The organism is Desulfogranum marinum (genome assembly GCF_016918565.1).
In the GTDB taxonomy this organism is placed as follows: Bacteria; Desulfobacterota; Desulfobulbia; order Desulfobulbales; family Desulfobulbaceae; genus Desulfogranum; species Desulfogranum marinum.
In genome coordinates this window covers 1-21,283 of record NZ_JAFFQD010000052.1, presented here as the reverse complement: position 1 = coordinate 21,283, position 21,283 = coordinate 1, and the positions used below count along the sequence as shown (strand labels likewise).

The window sequence follows — 21,283 nt, the reverse complement described above, 5'->3', positions numbered from 1 at the left end:
TCTTAGGACTCATCGGATACTGCGTACAACCAGGCTCACCAGCTTCACTATTCCGATAAAACAGTATCCTGCAAGTCTAACTGAGTCATAAAGACACAATATATAAAATAAATAACATAAGCGAATACAGCAAGGTCATTTTGTAACCTGCCAAACCCGTTATCAAGGTCCATGTAAAGTACTGCAACCCAGAAAATCTACCCAGCTAAACTGGGAGTACTTTCTAAAAAGAGCTGCAGTTCTTCTATATCTTCTGCCGTCAAATTAAGGACCTCGGCTTCTTCTGTAGCAAGGAGGTCTACTTCTTCGTCAGCTTTTATGCCGATCCCCATTTTATGACAAACATAATTTGCCATACGTACCAATACTAACAGATAGTTATCCCCATCAAGGACTGGCTGGTGATGCTCGCGAGCAATGAGACAAGATGCCTCGGGTAACCCCAGTTGCTCCATCAAATTTGCGCCCTGTTCCGGATGAAGCAAATCCATTGCTCCAAGAAGCAGACTATTATTGATCTTTATGCCTTTATCCTTTTTTTTCTTTCGCTCAATAACGACCAAAATCAACAGTTTTCCCACATCATGGAACAGGCCGGAAAAAAATGCTTCATTTTGCATCACTCCAAAATCGAGGCGTTTGGAAAGCCAGCCGGCGGCAAAGGCACAGCCGACAGAATGCTGCCAAAGCTTTTTCATGATCACCCGAATCTTTGGGTCACTGCTCCGATAATATTTTCTGTTCATATCGAGCAGGATGATACTGCCGATTTCCGTTGTCCCTAACCTGACAATTGCTGATCGTACGGTTGTCGTTTTCACCAGACCGCCAAAACGAGCCGAGTTGGCAACTTTCAAAATATTGCTTGAGAGAGATTGATCAGCAATAATTATTTTTTCGATTTTACGAACGTCCGGATCTTTTTTTATAAGTTCCAGCTGCACCCGCATAGCCACCGGATCAAAAATGGGCAAAGACAATTTTTCCGATTCAATATAGGTTCTTACAGTATCTGCAAAGGCTTTTGATTTGGTCATAAGGTCACAACATGTAGAAAGAGGCAATGTGCGGAATGTGCAAACGAAACAAGAACAATACCATACTCTCTGCCTTCCAACAGTATCTTTTCAGCCAACTTTCACTCTTACCAAAAAAAGAAGTTCCAGAACCGATCATAATAATACAGCCCCCTGCCGGCACCACGAAAAAGATAAAAACAACACAAAAGCAGCCACTTTCACCACATAAACCGGAAAGAACATTATTATCACCAAAATTGATACCTTGAAATTTTCTTGACGAAACAAGTTGTTGACGGTAAAAACTGAATGGTCACTCAGTCAAAGAAAAACACCTTATATTTCTGCAATGCCCCGATCACAAACGAAAAAAAATGCTATCCTTGAGGAAGCCACAAAACTTTTTTCCGAGCATGGTTATTGGGACACCTCCATCAGCGACATCTCGCAAGCGACAGGTGTGGCTGACGGAACAATCTTTTATCATTTCCACAGCAAAGAAGAGTTGTTTCTTGCCGTCCTAAAAAACTTCAAAGAAAAACTGATCAGCGCGTTCTCCAATCATCTCAACAATCATGAGTTTGAGACAGGCATGGACATGCTCGAGGGAGTCATCTCTTTCTACCTGGCCCAGGCCAATAAAATGGAAAAACGCTTTTTCCTGCTCCATCGCCACCACTATTATCAAATTGCAGCACACAACCCCAACTGCTGGCAGCAGTTAGAAGAAATATACTCGAGCCTTATCGATATTTTTGAACAGGCTATACACATTGGTCAACAAGATCGATCAATGAAAACGGTTGACGCCTCCAAAAAAGCATTCCTCATATTTACCCTGGTGGATGGAATCGTACGATTCAACACCTACAAATTATACAGGGCAGATGCTATATACGACGAACTCATAGATTCGTGCCGCAGCATGCTGCAATCTTCAACCAATTAACTACAGACTACGGACACCTCAACTATGCTACTCACAAGAATCTTTCCATTTTTAGGTTGGTTTAAAGGCTATAATGCTAAAAGCCTGCAAATTGATTTACTTGCCGGCTTGACAGTGGCACTGGTACTCATCCCGCAATCCATGGCATATGCACAGCTTGCCGGGCTTCCCGCCTACTATGGTCTTTATGCGGCATTCCTTCCTCCCATGGTGGCTTCCCTGTTCGGTTCCAGCCGACAACTCGCCACCGGACCTGTGGCAGTGGTCTCCCTTATGTCCGCAGCTTCCCTTGAGCCCCTGGCCACTGCCGGGAGTCCGGAATTCATTGCCTACTCCATTGTACTGGCACTGGTAGTCGGTATATTCCAATTTTCGTTAGGAGTACTGCGGTTGGGCTTGGTTGTAAATTTTCTGTCTCATCCAGTAGTTAATGGTTTCACCAACGCTGCAGCCATAATTATCGCCTCCTCTCAATTTTCCAAGTTTTTCGGCGTCTATGTGGACAAGGCTCCGCATCATTATGAAACAATGATCAGGGTCGCTCAAGCTGCCTTTGACTATACCCATTGGCCGACCCTCACATTCGGGGCAAGTGCGGTGATCATTATGGTTGTCTTGAAAAAGATTAACCCACGCATTCCCAATGTTCTGGTTGCAGTAGCTATCACCACGGTTATTTCCTATTTCATAGGCTTTAATAATGATGCATTTGTACCCACTCAGGCAATTCAGGTGAAAAATATTGACCAAACCATCACTTCCTTTAATCATAGTATCGATGAGATCATCCATCTCGGCAATGAACGTGCTGATATTGGAAAAGAAATAGACCAACTGAAAAAACAAGCGACCGGCCACGGTCCTTTTCTCGATATTATCAACCTCGAAAACCAGGTTACCATCCTCACCGCTAAAATCAGCCAGGCTAAACATCACAGCCATGAGTTAAGAAAACATTTACGGGACCTGAAATTTGAGGCGGTCATTGATGGCGATCAATATACATTTTACCCTAAAAACAATATTCCTGACGGTGTGACAACAGACGGTAACACTTGGAGAATCAAAGTCTCCAATTCAGTTTTGGACCCTGAAAAGCTCAAGCTTATGGGAGGGGGTGCTATTGTCGGTAAAATTCCAGAAGGCCTGCCTACCCTTACCGTTCCACAGCTCAACGTCAAATCATTTTTAAAGCTGCTTCCTACAGCCATTATCATCTCTTTACTTGGTTTTATGGAAGCCATCGCCATTGCCAAAGCCATGGCTGCCAAAACCGGTCAAAAGCTTGATCCTAACCAGGAACTCATCGGCCAGGGTCTCGCCAATATTTTTGGTTCTATCGGCTCCTCCTACGCGGTTTCCGGTTCTTTTTCGCGTTCTGCTGTAAACCTTCAGGCCGGTGCGGTTTCAGGAGTATCGAGCGTTATCACCAGTATCATGGTTATCATCACTCTCCTGTTTCTTACCCCGCTGCTTTACCACCTGCCCCAGGCAGTACTTGCAGCAGTCATCATGATGGCCGTTATCGGATTGGTGAACACCAAGGGTTTTGTTCATGCATGGCATGCACAAAAGCATGACGGTATCATTTCCGTTATCACTTTTTTCGTCACGCTGGCCTATGCGCCTCACCTTGATAAAGGCATCATGGTTGGTGTTGCACTCTCCATGGCTGTATTCCTTTATCGCTCCATGCGACCTGTAGTGGCCAAATTGTCCATGCACAAAGATGCTTCCCTGCAGAGCATGGAACATTACCGTCTTCGTGGCTGCCGCCATATAGCAGTTGTTCGATTCGACGGCGCCCTCTTTTTTGCCAATGCCAGTTATCTGGATGAACAGATCATCAAGTTCCGTACAGAAATGCCGGACTTGCGCTACATACTGCTGGATGCCAGCGGCATCAATGATATTGACGCTTCAGGTGAAGAAGAACTGGCTCTGATTGTAGCTCGGATGCACGCTGCGGGCTTAGGGTTTGCGGTCTGTAATGCTAAAGGACCTATCCTGCAGGTACTTGATCGCACACACCTGTTTGACAAAATCGGCAGTGAAAATTTCTACCCAACAACCAAGGATGCGGTGGCAGACATCATGACCAAAGTGCATGATAATACCGACCTGCCCGCAGAAGGATGTAAAAACTGTCCGTTGACACAGTATATCCCCAGCTAGCCTCTCAGCCTCAAGTTCACAATTGATCTTGAATCACCAGCGGGTGCATCACAGTCTTGATGCACCCGCTTTTTTGTAAATTTTCATTAACACCCTTCGGACTAAAAAATTACCAGTTGAGAGCAAGACGAGGGTATGTGTCATTCCTTGAATGACTTACCTTTTCCATTGTTCCACCATGCAATAGCCCGAGGTTCCTCTGCGCAGAGTTACAGAATGAAACATCTGAGCTAAAGGGAAACGATATGTGGCTGGCCGGTCAGCCAAAAAAATCAAGCAATTGATAGCCTATTATCGTATGATATGAAATTTCATTTTCCGTACCTACTTTTTATACCATTACTTTTCCTGATCAATACTCAAGCAAAAAATAAAGAACCATGAGCCAGAGCAAAGGAGCCAATGCAGCCGAAGTATCGCCAGTCCACCTCTCTGAGGGAAATTGGTACCCGGCAAACCTCCAGGACATACGACAGATCATTGAAGATCTGACCAGATCCGCCAGTCAAGAACGACTCGTTGCTGTATTTGATTTTGATAATACCTGTATATTCCGTGATATCGGCCAGGCAGTTTTTCGGTACCAGTTGTATGCACTGCGGTACAGAATAACACCGGAAAAATTTGCAGCCCTTTTGCCAAACAGTAACGAGATACTGGACGGCAAACCCATGGAACGGATTGTAGCGACCCTGGTGGACCTTTACTCCCAATTATGGTCTTTCGTCGAACAAAAACAAGTAGAAGAAGCCTTCAAACTGGATATATACCCACAGTTTACTACACTCCTGCTGTGGTTCACGGAAAAGGCCAGGAAACATGAAAGACTTGGTCCACGTTACGTTCTCCCTCTTTTGGCTCAGTTACTTGCCGGCTTTTCAACAACTGAACTGGCCCGACTTACAGCAGAAGTGATCGCCAGTATCGAAAAAGAACCGCTGCAAACAGCAAGCGTGCAAGCCGTATTGCCCGCACCCATCGAACAGGTGACCACATCCTATGAACAAGGCCTTCAGCCGTTTAGTGAAATGCGTACCCTGATCGACTGGCTTACATCTGTCGGGGTGGAATGCCATATTGTCTCGGCCAGCACTGATTGGCTGGTCAAGGCAAGCGCTAAAAAACTTGGCTTTACTGTACTACCGGAAAATATCTATGGTATACGAGTGGCTTTGGAAGAAAACGAGGTGCTCAGCGAACAGGAGCAACCAGGTTATCCGGTTACATTCAGGGAGGGAAAGGTAGAGGTTATAGAGCGTTTTATTCAGGCTAGGCCGATAATGGTAGCAGGTGACGCAGACACAGATTATGAGATGTTGACACTCCCGGACGTCCCTGTCCGTCTGATTATCAACCGACTGCAAACAGGAATAATCAGCTCACTCTATACAGACAGCCGTTTTCTGCTCCAAGGTATCAATATTGCCACTGGTCGGTTTCGACCTTCTGCAAACACCATCGTCTCTTAGGAGCTGTCAAGATTATTTACGGACAGCTCCTTACCCCATACTCTTGCGAAATACGTTATATCGCTTATTGCCGAAACGTGGATAAAACGACCCTGCTCCTGCTGTCGACCTCAGCCCATCACAAACCTAGGCTAATGACGATGGTGGTGTCGATCACTTCTTCATAGTTTTTGCAAAATCCAGCATTCGCTGAATAGGGAGCCTTGCTTTTTGAGCCAGTTCCGGTGAAACAAAGATTTCATTTTCACCGGTTTCCAGTACCCATGCCAGCTTTTCCAGACTGTTCATCCCCATCCAAGGGCAATGAGCGCAGGTCTGACAGGTAGCTCCCTCACCACTGGTAGGTGCTTCTATAAGGGTTTTTCCAGGGGCAAGCTGCTTCATTTTATTAAAAATGCCGGCATCTGTCGCCACAATAAACTCTTCATTGGACATATTCTCAACCGCTTTAATCATGGCGGTTGTCGAACCGACGAGATCAGCCTGGTCAACAATTGCCTGAGGTGATTCCGGGTGAACCAAAACAGCTGCATTGGGGTGTACTTTACGCAGCCGCATAAGCGCTGTTGACTTAAATTCCTCATGCACTACGCAGGCTCCTGGCCAAAACACCATTTCAATACCAGTTAAACGCTGCACATACCTACCAAGGTGCTTATCCGGTCCCCACAATATTTTTTCCCCTTTACTTGCAAGATGCTCGACAATGGACAGAGCTATACCGGAAGTCACAACCCAATCTGATCTTGCCTTTACCTCTGCACTGGTATTGGCGTACACCACGACCGTATGATCTGGATACTGATCACAAAAAGCGCTGAAAACATCAGCTGGGCAGCCTTCATCCAACGAACAGGTTGCATCCAGGTCAGGCATCAGAACCCGTTTTTCGTTATTGAGTATTTTTGAGGTCTCTCCCATAAACCGAACACCGGAAACGACAAGAGTAGTGGCAGGATGTTCTGTTCCAAAGCGTGCCATTTCAAGAGAATCGGCCACACACCCACCGGTTTCTTCTGCCAGGTCCTGTAAGTCACCATCTGTATAATAATGGGCAACTAGTACACCATTTTCCTTTTTGAGCAGTTGTTTTATCTTATCCTTCAATGCAGTCTTTTCACCCTCTGACAACTCTTTTTTTTCAGGGTGATCCGGGATCTTTACTTCTGGGATAAGTATATCAGCCTCTTTCTTGAGTAATGTGTTTTCCATAATATGCTGCTTCACTTCAATGAGATTAAATAATGCTTTGCACAAGCACGTTTTTAAGATTGCCTAAAATCTAAAACAAACATTTCACCCCCGCATCTCCTCTGCGCGGGTTCAAACCGACCAAACGAGGTACTGCCTGTTGTTTTCCAGAAGAAATTACTGAAAATGTGATCCGGCACTATTTATGGGGCAACACAACCTGTGCGATGTGCTGGTAACGCCTAACCACTCAAAATACAGTCCATCTGCCGTGTATAACGGCTCCGCCATAACTTTGCTAGTATTATTGGTAATAAAGTAATGCACAACAGCGGTTAAACCAGTTAATATAGCTGATTATGAAAATATATTACTCTTTAGCAGAACAACAGGCCATAATTCCATTCCAGATCACAAACAACAGCAAGGGTCCCATCCGATCCATTATCACCATCACTCTCTGCTGTCTTTTCCTTTTCGCCTCTATCGCCGATGCAAAGACATCAGTTCCAGCCGACACACCATCTACCTCTGCAAGCGCACCCAAGGAAGCAAATAATAAGAACCAGGAAACAACAGCGATGCTTACATCGCTGTTAGAGTTGCAGAAAAGCCTAAAAAAGCAAATCCACTTAACACAACAAAAATATAAAGACAGCAAATCAGACGCAGAAAAAGCAACACTTGAACAAGAAATAGTCCACCTTGATCAACAGCTCTCCGACACAACCACTGATTTTGAACGTATAGCCACAGGTGTCGAATCTGCCTTGTTTGCCGAAAAAAAACCGGAAACTTTCAGCTGGAAAGAAGAATTGGCAAGCCTGGTGGAACCGGCAATTAAGGAGCTCAAAAGATTTACCATCAAAGCCAGAAAAAAAAGTCATCTTAAGGATAAGATTGTTGAGCTCACGAAACTCTCCCAAACTGCGGGGGAAGCTGTCATTCATTTACAAACTATTGCAGAAACAACATCCGATAAACAGGTAAAGCAAGAGGTAACGGCTCTGCTTCCGGAATGGTCCAATATTGAAAGGAGTCTCCTCAATAAACTTGAATTGGCCCAGCTGGAACTTTCTCAGCTGCATGAAAAAGAACTTTCCCTGATTAAAAGCTCCAGCAATTCCATTCGTAACTTTTTCAAAAATCGGGGTTTCTATCTCACCGTCGCCCTGCTTACCTTTATAGCGGTCCTGATTACATGCAGAATTCTGTACCGCCTGTTCCAGTTTATTCTGAGAAAAATCAAATCCACTGAAAAGAAACGGTCTTTTCACCTGCGGATGATCGATATTCTTTTCCAAACTTCTTCTATCGTACTGGCTGTAACCAGTCTGTTCTTTGTTCTTTATCTGGCCGAAGACTGGTTTCTACTCAGTATGGCGATCATTTTTTTCCTCGGTATTTTCTGGACTATTCGCCAGGGTTTACCACGCTTGTGGCAGCAGGGAAGACTCATGCTCAATATTGGATCGGTCCGTGAAAATGAACGGCTTATCCTCCATGGTGTGCCATGGAAGATAGTGTCTATCCACGTTTTCTGTCAGCTGGAAAACCCCATGCTCGGTGTACGGCTGCGAATTCCCATTGAAGACATAGTTGGTCTGTCTTCACGTCCATTCTCCAATGAAGAGCCCTGGTTTCCGTGCAAAAAAGGGGACTGGGTTGTGGTTGGTAGTGCTCCACGCGGTCGTGTTGTCAGCCTTTCACATGAACAGGTGGAGCTTGTGGAACGGGGGGGCAAGCGGATAGTGTACCCCACAGGAATTTTTCTTGAAAATTGTCCGGTAAATCTTTCCCGTAATTTCCGACTTCGCGTAGTTTTCGGACTCAGCTACTCACTGCAGAAAGATATCACCCGCACCATACCGAATATTCTCCTGGCATTCATAGAGTCTCAAATGGAGCAGGAGGAATGGGCAGACCAGTGTATGAATCTCCAGGTCGAATTTTTTCAGGCAAATGCATCCTCGCTTGATCTGCTTGTCCTGGCAGATTTCAAAGGAGCGGTAGCCGATATCAACAAACGGATTGAAAGGGCTATCCACAAATGGTGTGTAGAATGTGCCACCGTAAATAATTGGGAAATTCCCTTTCCCCAGCTCACGCTCCATCAAGCTGACAAAAACAAACCGCAGTCACAAAATCCCAGCGCGCAAGAGGCCGGTTCACAAGCCAATACACCACTCCCTTAACCCTCAATATGCCATGCATGTCTATCCAGCAGAACTCGTCCCTCTTATTCGTAATAAATGGGAAGTCTTGTACAAGGAGGGCAAGGTTACTCAATCACTGCCTGAAATGCTGCCGGATATAGAGGTAATGGAAGGAATGCTCTCTACCTGCTATCAGGTCAGTATGATGCGGGAAGAAGACCGGCCGGTCAACATACGACTGATTATCGTTTCCCCGGAAACCTTTCCCGCTGAAAAAGGTCCTCCCCTTGGATTTCAACGCCTTATTTTTGCCGCCTTCAGACCCTTTAACGAATACGAGCTACGCCGCTTATCTCCAGCTGTAGATTTTGAACGCTCGCTGATAGGAGTTGAATACACCGGACAGGGAGAACTCCACATCTGGGGTGTTATCAATTCCGGGGCTCGTTGGCTGCAAAACGAGCGTGGTGGTTCTCAACAATCCAACCGGCTTCCCGATTCTCTTGTGGTGCATATCAACGGTCCCGGCATGTTAACAGTTTGCTGCGGCATCAGAACGCTGGCCGTCCTCAGTGCCGGCAAGATAATTGATTCTTCCGCCAATGTGTTCCAGGCGCTATGGATGAAGAAACTCTTTGCAGATGCCCGAGAAGAACTGTTGTCGACCCACAATGTTTTCCGTTCCCAATCCCAGGTCCCCACGGCAAGAATCGGGAAAGAATTTATCGAGAACCTGCAAGCTCAGTTACTCAAGCGCATCATAAGTGTCACCCGTATGGCCAATCATGGCGGAACCTTTCTCATTTTTCCTGAAGATACTCCAATCGGCATTGCCGATGACGAACACATTCTCCTCAAATATCGTTTTGTCGAAGACCAGGCCCTTGAACGCCAAAAACACCTTTTTCTCAAAACAATGGAAATCGTTACCACCTTGCTTGGCGATAGCAACCACCCAGACCGACTCGTAACCTGGGATGATTATGTAGCGCTGAGAAATGAAGCCACCTATGATCTGGAAGAGGCCATCTACGAACAAGCGCAGTTCGTTGCCAGCCTGGCGGCTGTTGACGGAGCAGTGGTTGTCACCAGGAACGGAGCGATTGGTTTTGGTGGTATGATCGTCGGCTCTCTGGATCTGTTAACGGAAATAGCCATGGCAAACGATATTGAAGGTACGATGATCACCCTCGAAAAAATAGAGGGTGCAGGCTCACGGCATCGATCGGTCTATCATCTCTGCAACGCGCTCCATCATGTCATGGCCATTGTTGTGTCCCAGGATGGAGGTGTACAAGTCGCCAAGTGGCGAAATGGCATAGTCACCTGTTGGGACATAACCTCTGCAACTTTTGCCGAAGAAAACTAACCGATTTTCTCATCCAAAATTCGGGCATTTCACTCCAACCCAAAAGATTGCACCGGGCCAAGCTCTTGAGCTTACCATTTCATTCAGCTACCGTTACCCCACCCGTTTTCCCTGCATCCAACCAATACCATATGCCCCATAAAATCAAGGCGAGAAGCACTGGAGCACAAGTCATTATTGACAGCGCTTGTAGTTTGTCATTCCACTCCAGGGAAAAAAGCCACATGGCCATGGAGCCGGTTAAAAAATAAGCGAAAACCATAAGTGATGACGCTGCACCTGCATCACGATCGACCTGTTCCAGGATCAGGTTGCTGCCTCCGGGTCGACAAAAGGAGAAACAAAAGGTCACCATAAACATGGGAACAGTCAACCGCCAAGGCATGGGAATAGCTGTCCACAAAAACAGGAGTGCCGAACAGATCATCCCCACAAAGGCAAAAGGTATCAAATGACTTGGTGCATATCGACGAGCAAGGCGAGAAAAAGTCAATGGTGCAAAAACAAATGCCAGGGCATTCAAAGCAAAGAAGTAACCGAACTGACGCTCATTATACCCAAGTCGAGTAATATACAGATCAGAGGAACCTGCGATAAAAGCAAAAACAGGCATCCCAAAGATGGACAGCGTAACAACCAGCAGCATATATTTGATATTCAACAACAGTCTGCCATAGCTGCCAAAGGCACGCCACACCCCCTCCTCTTTTTTCTGCTGCAGCGACTCATCCATCTTTAACACACCGACAAAAGCCACTGAGGCCATCCCTGCTTGCAGCAAGAACACCCACTGCCAAGTGAGAATTTCCATAATCCAGGCCCCAATTACCGGCGCTATAACAGGCGCGGCAGCGACAATTACGCCTATCTGTACAAAAACACGCTGTCGCTGTGCTCCGGTAAAGACATCCTTACAGATGGCAAAAACAATTGAAGAGGCAGCTGCTGCGCCCGCCCCCTGCAAAATTCTGGAAACAATGAGCATCTCAACATTTCCGGAAGATGCACAAAGAAGACAGGCCAGCGTATATAATGCAATCCCGAACAGCAACGGCGGTCTCCTTCCATACTTATCAGACAGGGGACCGTATACGAGGAGGCAGGCACAGTAGGTAATAAAAAAACAGACCAGGGTCATGTTCACTATTACCAGTGGCTGCTGCCATTGCTGAACGAGCAAGGGGATGGCAGCAAGATACATATCCGTGGAAAGTGGAGGAAAGGCTGCCAGTAAAGACAAGAGCAAAATCTGCAGGGGAAATATTTTCAAAACAACTCTCAGGTTATAAAAAAAAAAGACGCAGCCTTCAGCTGCAAAGACGACTGGAGTAGTGTGGATTATTACCGGAAAAAAATCGATTGGTTAATATTGCAGCAGAGACCTCAAGTAAATCACTTGCAAGTTAAGCAGGTGAACAGACAAAATCACCGATAAAAAGGCCACTGTTTGCATTAAGAAAATTTTGCAACTGACCTTGCAAATCTGTAGAGATTCCTGCACAAAGACTTCCATCATTTTCAGTCATATACATCTTATTTACTTCTAAGGGAGACAGAGACCGGCAAAATGGTATCTGTCGATAAGCTCTGCCTTTACCTTAAATAAGGAGACAATACACCAACTAATCGATGAATAAGCACAAGCGAGCAGGCAAAGCTGTCATTAGTTATAGATAGCCCTTTCTACGCAACGACACAGGTCGTCTCTTCGATATGGCTTGGTCAGGACTTCACAAAATCCATGCTCCTGAAAATGTGCAAGCACCGGATCATTGGAATATCCGCTGGATACAATAATCCTGGCATCAGGATGGATTTTTTTGATAGCACGTGCGGCCTCTTTACCACCCATGCCTCCAGGGATCGTTAAATCCATAATAACGGCATCCGGGGGTGAGGACTCTTCCAGCATTTTGTTATACATTTCAATAGCCTCTTCACCGGCCTTGGCAGTACTAATGGAATAGCCCTCTCTTTTCAAAATTTCTGTTACCAAGTCACGGATCATTTTTTCATCATCCATGATTAATACAGTTTTCTTTCCTTTATCTACCTCGCCGGCTTGAAGCGTGGGAACAGCTGTCTGCTCTAGCTGAGCATCAACTGCCGGCAGGTAGAGGTGAAATACAGTTCCCTGACCGATATTGGAATGTACTGTAATCACCCCCCCATGATTTTTAATAACTGAATGGCATATGGCCAGTCCCAGTCCCTGACCTGTTTTTTTGGTACTGAAATAGGGATCAAAAATCTTATCAATGTCCTCCGCCGGAATACCGCAACCCTGATCTTTAATCGCTACATGAACATATCGACCCGGATTTAACATATACTCAGTCGAATTATCCTGGACATGATTTTCACAGGTAATGGTGATGGTGCCGTCACCATCCATAGCCTGAACTGCGTTGGTAACTATATTTTGAATGACCTGGGAAATTTGGTTACTGTCTGCCTCCACCGCTAATAAATCTTTTTCATAGCTGCAGGACAGTTCGATGGTACTGTCCCCAAGAACAAGCCGTGCGGCTTCTTCAGGCAACCCCTCAAGGGACATTTTCCTTTTTACAGGCTCTCCGCCCTTTGAAAAGGTAAGTAACTGCTGGGTCAGGTCGGCAGCTCGAACAGTGGCTTTATCTGCTGCGTTAAGATAGCGTCCGATATTACTGTGCGGCTCAAGGGTGGAGAGGGCCAGATGAATATTTCCCTGGATACCAAAAATTATATTATTAAAATCATGGGCCAGTCCCCCGGCCAGTATGCCAATGGATTCAAGCTTTTTCACTTTCAACATCTCAGCTTCGCTCTTGATGGCGTCACTGATATCGCGAAAGACAATAACCGCACCGGATACCTCTTTATTTCTATCAAGGATGGGTGCCCCGCTGAGTGCAACACTCCTTTCTGCCTGATCCTGCACATTCACCAACACAATTTTTTCCTTCTGTATAAACGTGCCGGCAATCAACAAGTCTATAATGGATGGCTGCCCAGTATCCGCTCCATCAACATCTTTGAGCGTAAAAATATCACTAAAATGGTTTCCTTTTGCTCGACTCTGTTCCCAGCCGGTTAGCTTTTCCCCAGCATTATTGAGCAACACCACCTTGCCGCATTCATCAGTAGCAATAACGCCGTCACCAATACTGCGCAAGGTGACGGCTAACCGTTCCTGTTCTTCCTCCAAGGCTTGCACCGCAACCTTTCTTTCATTAATATCCCTTGCCACTGCGAGTAAATAATTCGTCCCCGCAAACGCAGTCAATTTCAAGGAAATTTCAACCCAGAATGTTTCCCCACTCTTCTTTGTACCCAACCACTCAAATGTCTGCGGCCCTTCACTGATCAGCTTTCTCACCTTCCGTTGCCCATCCCTAAAGGAAAAGGGATGCACGTTTGGAATCAAGTTTTTGACGTGCATATGCAGTGCTTCTGGATACGTGTAGCCGAACATTTCGAGCATCCCCTTGTTCACGTCGGCAATAGTTCCTTTATTTATATTAATAAGAAAAATAGCGTCTGTTGGGGTATTAAATATTTCCCGGTAACGGCGTTCACTTTCAACAAGGGCTGCAATGGCTTTTTTCCGTTGTATAATTTCATCCTTGAGTTCGACATTCTGCTGTGCAAAATCAGCAAGCTGTTTTTTCACCGCCTCCTGCATGAACATAAAATTTCTGGTCAGCTCTCCTACTTCATCATTTCTTTCATCCTTGAGCTCTATTTGCAGGTCACCCGCTGCAATAGCCTTTGATGCCTTGGACAGGTTGATGATAGGTTTAATAACGTGAAAAAGTAGTAAAGAAATAGCGATCAAGGCCAAAGCACACACGAAAAAAAACACGCCACCGACATCTCTTTTAAACTGAATGATTTCTCGGTATTTATACTCTTGAGGTACGGAAAACAGGACGACCCACTCCCATGACGGAAAAGTGCGAAATACACACCATTTATCCTCTCCACTATTGTGAACATACTCCAGTGAGCCGTTTTCCATTGCAATAGCCTTGCGGACGACCTCCTCCCCTGCAATTGACATATCTCCAGCAGGAAGAGTGGGGTGAAGAACAATACCACCACGATAATTGACAATTACAAGGTAGTCCGGCGACTGATTGGTATGGTAATAGATTGACCGTAATGACTCCAAGGCCATGTCTTGAAACCCTTGCTTATAGGCTTCTACGATACCTGTTTGAAAAAGCTTTTCATCATTCAATTCCAATATTTTCATCACCGCTGTCAACTTATCCGAATAGATCAGTTCCTGTTCTTGATCAACAATCAGTACCAGTTTCCGTTCGCTGAAATACAAGATAATGAATGCGGTGAGTAAAAACGCGACAGCAATGACACTGAGCAAACGAAATAAAAGCGATTGAAATATTCTCATCATTCTACAAATATCGCCTGGTTAACAAGAGGCATGGGAAAAGTGATGCCCAGCTTCCCTGCAAGTTTCCGGCTCAAATACACTCGCGCTAGCTTATTGTGCGAAAATCCAATGGCGGACGGCGATGCCCCCTGTAAAATTCGCAATGCCGTTTGAGCTGCCCACGATCCCTGCTCTTCCGGCTTAGTGGCAAGCGTTACCAAGGTATAAGGTGCCACCCACTGGTCCCAATTACCACTGGGTACAGTGGTATGCTCAGCTATCAGCTGCAAAGCCTCCACTTCATTCCAGTCTTCAAGAGCAGCCCAATTACCTACCAAAATCATGTCCGCCTCATTTTGCAGGGCGATATATTGCTCCTTCCACTGGGAAAAAGATGTAACAAATTGTTTATCAAGTTCGATCCCCAAGCGCTCTTCAAAAAATCCGGCTTCTTTCCTGGCGGAGCTGTCGTCGCCTTTAATATAAGCAACCCGTTCACCTTTGGCATAGCTACGCATTATATCCACAATCTGATCAACTAATTGCACCTCAAGCATACCGGTCACATTGGAGGTGGAAAATCCATATTCTGCTGCACTCCAGTTAATACCGCAAAAGACAACCGGTATCTCACTGTTATTATAGTAGGGAACGATTAGGTATTTGGCGGCATTATCATCGGAGGTAAGAATCACATCAGGCTGCCACCGCTCTATCTCTTCTTTTGCTTGCAAGGCAGCGCTTTTGATAAAATTCTCGTCAGTATTGCGCTTGGTGTCCATGTAGATTATTTTCAAATCGACCAACCTGTCATGCCCGTCAGCAACCACTCCCTCTTGGGTGAGTGCTACTTTAAACGATGCCGCAATGGAGCGGGTTATGCCGTTGGTCCAGGGAAAAGAAAAATGGTAGGAATTCACCAGTAGCGCCTTTGGCAGTCGAGCAACGCTGATACTCTTGCCTGGTGTTACTTTTTGGTCTTGCTTCTGATTGTCAGGAGGAGAACAGCCAGTGAAATGGAAACAGACAAGGCACAGGCAAAGGAATAAATGCACAGGAACTGACTCAAACCTCTTTTTTACAGTGGTATAAACGTGGTACACATTCCCCATTCCTGTTTCACCTGTACTTAGCCATATTTAGCTCCAATTTTTCATGGACATGGTGTCAATTTTTTTATTGGTAACAATTTCGACATATTGAATATAACTATATGGTGTTGTAAATTTTCACAATGTTCACCAAAGATCGTTCCATGCGGTACCATCTTCTTCAGTATTTTGGCAGTAAAAGGTAAGCGTAGACTCCGATAGTCTACTATGATTCACTCCCAAAAACTTTGAACCCGGCAACGCCTGAACTGATGAGAGATCCAGATTAGTGTGTGATGGACTTTTTACGAGTTCATCAACTGTTTACATTGTTACAAATGTAACGCTTAAAATCAAGATCTTGAACTTTTTCATGTTAAGGCAACCGTGGCACAGCTGGAAAAACCAAAAAAAATCTCACCCAGGCTACAGGATGCGACTAACGAAAAACAGGCCTTCATTAACCGCAACATCAGCGTCATGAATCTTCGAAAAGCCCTGCATATTCTTCAACTTGACAGCCAGGCAACCCGTAGTGATGTCAAACAGGCCTATAGAAGACTAGCAGCACAATGGCATCCTGACCTTCACGCGTACAATCAAAAAGTTGCTCCCAGAGCGGCAAAAAAAATGCAGGAAATTAATAATGCCTACACTTTTGCCCTTGATTGCATAAAATCTCTCCCCCCTGAAGTTACCAAAAAGAACACGTCCTCCCACGCAGTGCGTTTTGACAGGCGACTTTATATTTTCTTACTGCCTGCACTTGCCTGTCTCGCCCTCATTGTTCTGCTTTTCTTTTTTTATAGAAGCCACCCCACAGAACCAGGCAGTGCATTCAGTTCAAATCAAACTCCTCACCCCACGACCACAGATCAGAGCCACTTACTGTTCAAGGCCGATAATTTTCAAAACTTCCACCGGCAAACCCTCAAAAAGGCACAACTTGATCTGGCAACCATAGGGTACCCAACAGGAAAATTCGACGGCATTTTCGGGCCTCAATCCCTTGCAGCCATACAGAGTTTCCACACTGACTTTTCCTTTCTCTGTCCAATTGAGACGGCCGAAGATATGCTAGGCGCCCTGGCCGCCCATGCACAGGTAGCAATTGCCCACCCAAGATGGCGTTCAATTGTGCAATCAGAAGATTTTCACTCATGGCTTATGGGCACAACTATTGATGTCGAAAAAAAACAACGGCAGTTCAGCACTGCGCCACAACTGACCCTGCTCCTTGATCGCTATATTTTTGCAACCACCATGCCTGTCGCACAACCACTGCCCGTCACGGAATTACTGTGGCAAAATGGTCCTTCCACCACCATCAAAACCATAACAGTTATCGGCCTGGAAACAACCAGGCAACATAGTTTTATCAAATTGATTACTGTTGGTGGCGAGCAAGAGTTGCTGTATGCGTTTATACGTCAAGGTGAGCATTTGACAATCCCTTGGCCGGAGAAAAGATGCCTCCTCAAACTGGCAACAGGCAAACAGTGGTATGGAAAACGTTTTCTTTTTGGTCCGGAAACAAAATATGGCACAGCCATCGTTACTCGCACAAACAATCCACAAAACATCACCCTGCACCTCTCTTCCCTTGTAACCGGTAAAAGAGTGACGACTCAAGGTTATGGGTATATCTTTTGAGATTTGTTATTCCATAATTTTCATTTCCTGCAGAGAAGAGTAACACGGAAATATTCATGGGCTGGAGCGATAACTCCACACCCCATACAGATGATAACTAATTGACAAAAATATATAATTTGCTATAACCACACTCTGTTTCTCTACAAAGAAACAAAAGGCGACTATGAACACACCATTCGAACTGGCACAAGTACTTGCCCGAATAGACGATCCCGCACTCATGGCCAGGTTTCTTGAAGAAATCCTGACACCAAGTGAAAAAAAAGATATCTCCCTGCGCTGGCAATTACTAAAAGATCTCCATGCCGGTAAGACGCAAAGGGATATTGCCGCAGAATATCGCATCAGTCTATGTAAGATTACCAGGGGATCAAAAATCCTCAAGGATGACAAATCCGTCACCAGGAAACTGCTACAAGGCCATGAAAAGAAAGGAGAAAAGCAAAATGAAAAAAAGTAATCTAAGCAGACAGATGATGTTTTTCTGGGCAGCATCGGTCTTGCTTGCGCCGTCTGCAATGGCTTATGAACTACCTGCAGTCAACCTGGGTTTCACCTCGTTCATGGACGGTGGGCCACCAGCAGGCCCAGGGCTCTATTTTACCCAGTATCTCCAATATTACACTGCCGATTCATTGATGGATGGCAACGGCAATGAGCTGCCACTACCTGAGCCGGAGCTGGATGGCTGGATCAGCTTATCCCAATTTATCTATCAGGCAGACCAAGAGCTGCTCTGGGGAGGAAAATGGGGTGTAGATGTTATTATCCCCTACGTATCACTGGAACTTGACTACAGCATGAATAATTCCATGCTGCCCCAAGCAAACAACGCAGGTTTTGGGGACATCCTGGTAGGGCCGTTTTTACAATGGGATCCGATCATGGGGGCCAATGGTCCAAAATTCATGCACCGCGTAGAACTACAGATGATTTTCCCCACCGGTGAATACGATCAGGATAAATCCATTAATCCGGGCAGTAACTTTTTTTCTTTTAACCCATACTGGGCCGGCACCTATTTTGTTACGTCTCAATGGACTGTTACCAGTCGTATTCATTATCTCTGGAATGCAGAAAATGATGATCCGCATGCTTCTTATGGAGCGGTGGATGACATTCAGGCCGGCCAAGCGATACATCTTAATTTTTCCACTGCCTACGAAATACTGCCCAAGCAACTGCGAATCGGCATCAATGGCTACTACTTAAAACAAATCACCGACAGTGAAGTTGATGGCAACGACCTGGAAAACAGTAAAGAACAGGTCCTGGGTATAGGGCCAGGCGTAGTGTGGCACATTTCTCAGAATGACCACCTTTTCTTTAATGCCTACTGGGAAACCTATGCTGAAAATCGCACCGAGGGAAGCCGCTACAATCTGCGCTGGGTGCATCACTTTTAAGGCCAATTGGACACAGTACCTCTTTAATAAAAAAAGCTGACTCTATTAAGTCAGCTTTTTTTTATTATCCATCACCGTGTTACAGATACACAATTGCTGTACAGTGCTTAATTTTTTATAGTACACTTTAACTAAGAGAACAGCTTTGCATTGAATCAATGCAAAAATCGCAACACCCCCATTTCACTGATTTTCTCTCCCCCTCAAAAACAACCAGCTCTAATACAGTCATCCTGCCAAAGCGGGCTTTTCATATTGATAGCGATTACATTTTCAGTAAGACCAATCGCGAGGATTACCCTATCCTATACATCAATGTTATCACTAAAAAATATATGAACTTTACGGGGAAACACGCCCTGTTTCAATAAATTATATTTTTGTCATAAGCACTTTTGCTTATACAATAGTGTCAGGAGATGAAAACAATCCATTTGACTTAATAATCTCCAGAACGCATGATATCATTTTATAACGAAAACAATTCATTTTCAGGAGTGCATAATGCTCAACCGTTTCTCTGTAAAAGGCAGAATGTTTCTAATAGTAGGAGCAATATTGCTCCTTTTTGTTGTGATGGTATTCTTTACCTTGCAACTCGGGAACAAAATTAAAGATTTTGGAGTCAACAAAACCGGCGAGATCATGTTGATTGATCAAAAAGCCAAGCTCAAAGTAGCCGTGCACTCAATAGCATTAGCACTGGGGAATGCTATTTCAACAATCGACCCCCTCGACGAAAAAATTCAAATAATACGCCACAATATCGATAACATCAGATTTGAGGATGATAAATCCGGGTACTATTTCGTCTACAACAAGACGACAAATATCGCGCTTCCTCCCAAAAAAGAGCTGCAAGGCAAAGACCTGGCAGGGCTCAAAGATGAAAATGGAGTATTTCTTGTAAGAGGTCTGTATGAAAAGGCCTCGGCAGGGGGAGGATTCGTCGAATATATCTGGCCTAAGCCGCAGGCTGGAAATGTTCCCAAATTGAGCTACTCAGAAATGATACCAGGAACAGACATGTGGGTCGGTACAGGTGTTTACCTGGACAACATCGCCGGCAATCAGGCGGCAATGGAATCCGAAATTTCCAGTCGTGTCAAAAAAGAACTTATTACCATGCTTATAATTTCAGGGACGATTTTTCTTGGTATACTTACCCTTAGCATGGTTATCGCCTTCGGGCTCGTTAGTCGCCTCAAAGTTATGGTGGTTAACTTCCAGGATATTGCAGAAGGTGAAGGCGATTTAACCAAACGTATTGATACCGACTCAAAAGATGAAATTGGTGAACTGGCGCGGTGGTTTAATACTTTCATCGAAAAATTACAGGGAATTGTTAAACAGATCGCAGAGAACTCCTCAAATGTGAGTTCCAGCTCCAACGTACTGACCGGCATCTCCAAAAATCTTTTAGAAAATTCAGGGGATACTTCACAGCGAGCAACAAACGTTGCCGCTTCCTCCGAAGAAATGAGTGCAAATTTGAGCAGTGTGGCTGCGGCTATGGAACAATCAGCGACCAATGCGAACATGGTTGCGGTTGCTGCAGAAGAGATGAGTTCCACAATTAATGAGATTGCTGAAAACGCAGAAAGGGCAAGGGGTGTTTCCCTTGATGCAGTCAATCAAGCAAAAGAAGCCTCTGTTTTTATGCATGAGCTCGGTACTGCCGCCAATGAAATCGGGCAAATGACGCAAACCATAACCGAAATATCTGAACAGACCAACCTGCTGGCCTTAAACGCAACCATTGAAGCAGCACGAGCAGGGGATGCGGGTAAGGGTTTTGCTGTTGTTGCTAATGAAATTAAAGAGCTGGCCAAGCAGACAGCCGAGGCCACCCTTGAGATCAAGACGTTGGTTGAAGCTGTGCAAAATACAACAGAGAAAACCGGACGGGGCATCAACAGTATCACAGATGTCATTGGAGGGGTCAACGAGACCGTTGGTTCAATCGCCACGGCCGTGGAAGAGCAGACTGCAACGACAAGCGAAATAGCGCAAAATATTGCCCAAACGAGCCAAGGCATTCAGGAGGTAAACGAAAACGTATCGCAAAGTTCGTCGGTTGCGGCCGGCATAACGCAAGACATTGCGGAAGTATCTTTGGCAGCTCAAAATATTTCAACAAGCAGCAAAGAGGTTGAGGATAGTGCGCATGATCTTCTAGAGAGCGCAACCCAACTCAACACTATAGTAGGTAGTTTTAAGGTGTGAGGTACCCACCTGACTAACCCGGATTTCTCATCAGTGAAGTTTTTCGCAGATCGAGGCGCAGGACACGCAGCAGGTAAGGTAAAATGAGAAGGCTGGTTCACCTCCCGAGTTTTATGCTACACATAGCATGTTCGACAAGAACTAACTCAACGCAGTCAGATGCTGCAATTAAAGGAGAACCAGCCATGCATAGTATAA

General features: G+C 45.3%; 14 protein-coding genes. 9 read left to right on the top strand and 5 right to left on the bottom strand.

What is annotated here, in order from left to right; genetic code table 11:
- Window positions 1-197: 197 nt before the first annotated feature.
- The gene (locus JWH17_RS20315; RefSeq protein WP_205224524.1) at window positions 198-1,037 is read right to left on the bottom strand and encodes an HDOD domain-containing protein; all 840 of its coding nucleotides are present in this window, start codon (window positions 1,035-1,037) and stop codon (window positions 198-200) included.
- A gap of 331 nt (window positions 1,038-1,368) precedes the next feature.
- Here JWH17_RS20315 and JWH17_RS20310 point away from each other — a divergent pair, with 331 nt between their 5' ends.
- The 3 genes from JWH17_RS20310 to JWH17_RS20300 all read left to right on the top strand — a co-directional run bounded on the left by JWH17_RS20310 (window position 1,369) and on the right by JWH17_RS20300 (window position 5,612).
- Window positions 1,369-1,968 carry a TetR/AcrR family transcriptional regulator gene (locus tag JWH17_RS20310; RefSeq protein WP_205224523.1) on the top strand — a complete coding sequence of 200 codons (600 nt, stop codon included), beginning with the start codon at window positions 1,369-1,371 and terminating at the stop codon, window positions 1,966-1,968.
- A 24-nt stretch (window positions 1,969-1,992) separates the two neighbouring features.
- Window positions 1,993-4,143: a SulP family inorganic anion transporter gene (locus JWH17_RS20305; RefSeq protein WP_205224522.1), complete on the top strand. Its 2,151-nt coding sequence runs from the start codon at window positions 1,993-1,995 to the stop codon at window positions 4,141-4,143.
- Between the two features lie 380 nt (window positions 4,144-4,523).
- Complete coding sequence (locus tag JWH17_RS20300) at window positions 4,524-5,612, top strand: haloacid dehalogenase-like hydrolase (protein WP_205224521.1); 1,089 nt, start codon at window positions 4,524-4,526, stop codon at window positions 5,610-5,612.
- 153 nt (window positions 5,613-5,765) lie between these two features.
- Here JWH17_RS20300 and nadA read toward each other — a convergent pair whose 3' ends face one another.
- Window positions 5,766-6,824 (bottom strand): quinolinate synthase NadA, encoded by a 1,059-nt coding sequence (nadA, locus tag JWH17_RS20295; RefSeq protein WP_205224520.1) that lies wholly within the window; start codon window positions 6,822-6,824, stop codon window positions 5,766-5,768.
- A gap of 338 nt (window positions 6,825-7,162) precedes the next feature.
- On the opposite strand from nadA, the gene JWH17_RS20290 reads away from it, so the two are divergent.
- Window positions 7,163-8,998, top strand: a complete 1,836-nt coding sequence (locus JWH17_RS20290; protein ID WP_205224519.1) for a mechanosensitive ion channel family protein — start codon at window positions 7,163-7,165, stop codon at window positions 8,996-8,998.
- Window positions 8,999-9,011: 13 nt separating this feature from the next.
- Complete coding sequence (locus JWH17_RS20285; protein WP_205224518.1) at window positions 9,012-10,328, top strand: putative sensor domain DACNV-containing protein; 1,317 nt, start codon at window positions 9,012-9,014, stop codon at window positions 10,326-10,328.
- A gap of 79 nt (window positions 10,329-10,407) precedes the next feature.
- Here the strand turns inward: JWH17_RS20285 and JWH17_RS20280 are convergent, their stop codons facing one another.
- From JWH17_RS20280 to JWH17_RS20270, 3 genes are all read right to left on the bottom strand, one after another.
- The gene (locus tag JWH17_RS20280; RefSeq protein ID WP_205224517.1) at window positions 10,408-11,598 is read right to left on the bottom strand and encodes a multidrug effflux MFS transporter; all 1,191 of its coding nucleotides are present in this window, start codon (window positions 11,596-11,598) and stop codon (window positions 10,408-10,410) included.
- A gap of 393 nt (window positions 11,599-11,991) precedes the next feature.
- Window positions 11,992-14,727 carry a PAS domain S-box protein gene (locus JWH17_RS20275; protein WP_205224516.1) on the bottom strand — a complete coding sequence of 912 codons (2,736 nt, stop codon included), beginning with the start codon at window positions 14,725-14,727 and terminating at the stop codon, window positions 11,992-11,994.
- Window positions 14,724-15,818: an ABC transporter substrate-binding protein gene (locus JWH17_RS20270; protein ID WP_205224515.1), complete on the bottom strand. Its 1,095-nt coding sequence runs from the start codon at window positions 15,816-15,818 to the stop codon at window positions 14,724-14,726. The genes JWH17_RS20275 and JWH17_RS20270 overlap by 4 nt, the downstream gene beginning before the upstream one ends.
- A gap of 366 nt (window positions 15,819-16,184) precedes the next feature.
- Between JWH17_RS20270 and JWH17_RS20265 the strand changes: the two genes are divergently transcribed.
- From JWH17_RS20265 to JWH17_RS20250, 4 genes are all read left to right on the top strand, one after another.
- Window positions 16,185-17,450: a DnaJ domain-containing protein gene (locus JWH17_RS20265; RefSeq protein ID WP_205224514.1), complete on the top strand. Its 1,266-nt coding sequence runs from the start codon at window positions 16,185-16,187 to the stop codon at window positions 17,448-17,450.
- A 166-nt stretch (window positions 17,451-17,616) separates the two neighbouring features.
- Window positions 17,617-17,913 (top strand): Trp family transcriptional regulator, encoded by a 297-nt coding sequence (locus JWH17_RS20260; RefSeq protein ID WP_205224513.1) that lies wholly within the window; start codon window positions 17,617-17,619, stop codon window positions 17,911-17,913.
- Window positions 17,900-18,859 (top strand): SphA family protein, encoded by a 960-nt coding sequence (locus JWH17_RS20255; RefSeq protein ID WP_205224512.1) that lies wholly within the window; start codon window positions 17,900-17,902, stop codon window positions 18,857-18,859. Before JWH17_RS20260 ends, JWH17_RS20255 begins: the two co-directional genes overlap by 14 nt.
- 504 nt (window positions 18,860-19,363) lie before the next feature.
- Window positions 19,364-21,085: a methyl-accepting chemotaxis protein gene (locus JWH17_RS20250; RefSeq protein WP_205224511.1), complete on the top strand. Its 1,722-nt coding sequence runs from the start codon at window positions 19,364-19,366 to the stop codon at window positions 21,083-21,085.
- The last annotated feature ends 198 nt before the right edge of the window (window positions 21,086-21,283 follow it).

Bases quoted from the DNA above. Each gene is read 5' to 3' on its own strand.
- JWH17_RS20315 (WP_205224524.1), bottom strand. From the start codon at position 1,037: ATGACCAAATCAAAAGCCTTTGCAGATACTGTAAGAACCTATATTGAA.
- JWH17_RS20310 (WP_205224523.1), top strand. From the start codon at position 1,369: ATGCCCCGATCACAAACGAAAAAAAATGCTATCCTTGAGGAAGCCACA.
- JWH17_RS20305 (WP_205224522.1), top strand. From the start codon at position 1,993: ATGCTACTCACAAGAATCTTTCCATTTTTAGGTTGGTTTAAAGGCTAT.
- JWH17_RS20300 (WP_205224521.1), top strand. From the start codon at position 4,524: ATGAGCCAGAGCAAAGGAGCCAATGCAGCCGAAGTATCGCCAGTCCAC.
- nadA (WP_205224520.1), bottom strand. From the start codon at position 6,824: ATGGAAAACACATTACTCAAGAAAGAGGCTGATATACTTATCCCAGAA.
- JWH17_RS20290 (WP_205224519.1), top strand. From the start codon at position 7,163: ATGAAAATATATTACTCTTTAGCAGAACAACAGGCCATAATTCCATTC.
- JWH17_RS20285 (WP_205224518.1), top strand. From the start codon at position 9,012: ATGCATGTCTATCCAGCAGAACTCGTCCCTCTTATTCGTAATAAATGG.
- JWH17_RS20275 (WP_205224516.1), bottom strand. From the start codon at position 14,727: ATGATGAGAATATTTCAATCGCTTTTATTTCGTTTGCTCAGTGTCATT.
- JWH17_RS20270 (WP_205224515.1), bottom strand. From the start codon at position 15,818: ATGGGGAATGTGTACCACGTTTATACCACTGTAAAAAAGAGGTTTGAG.
- JWH17_RS20260 (WP_205224513.1), top strand. From the start codon at position 17,617: ATGAACACACCATTCGAACTGGCACAAGTACTTGCCCGAATAGACGAT.
- JWH17_RS20255 (WP_205224512.1), top strand. From the start codon at position 17,900: ATGAAAAAAAGTAATCTAAGCAGACAGATGATGTTTTTCTGGGCAGCA.
- JWH17_RS20250 (WP_205224511.1), top strand. From the start codon at position 19,364: ATGCTCAACCGTTTCTCTGTAAAAGGCAGAATGTTTCTAATAGTAGGA.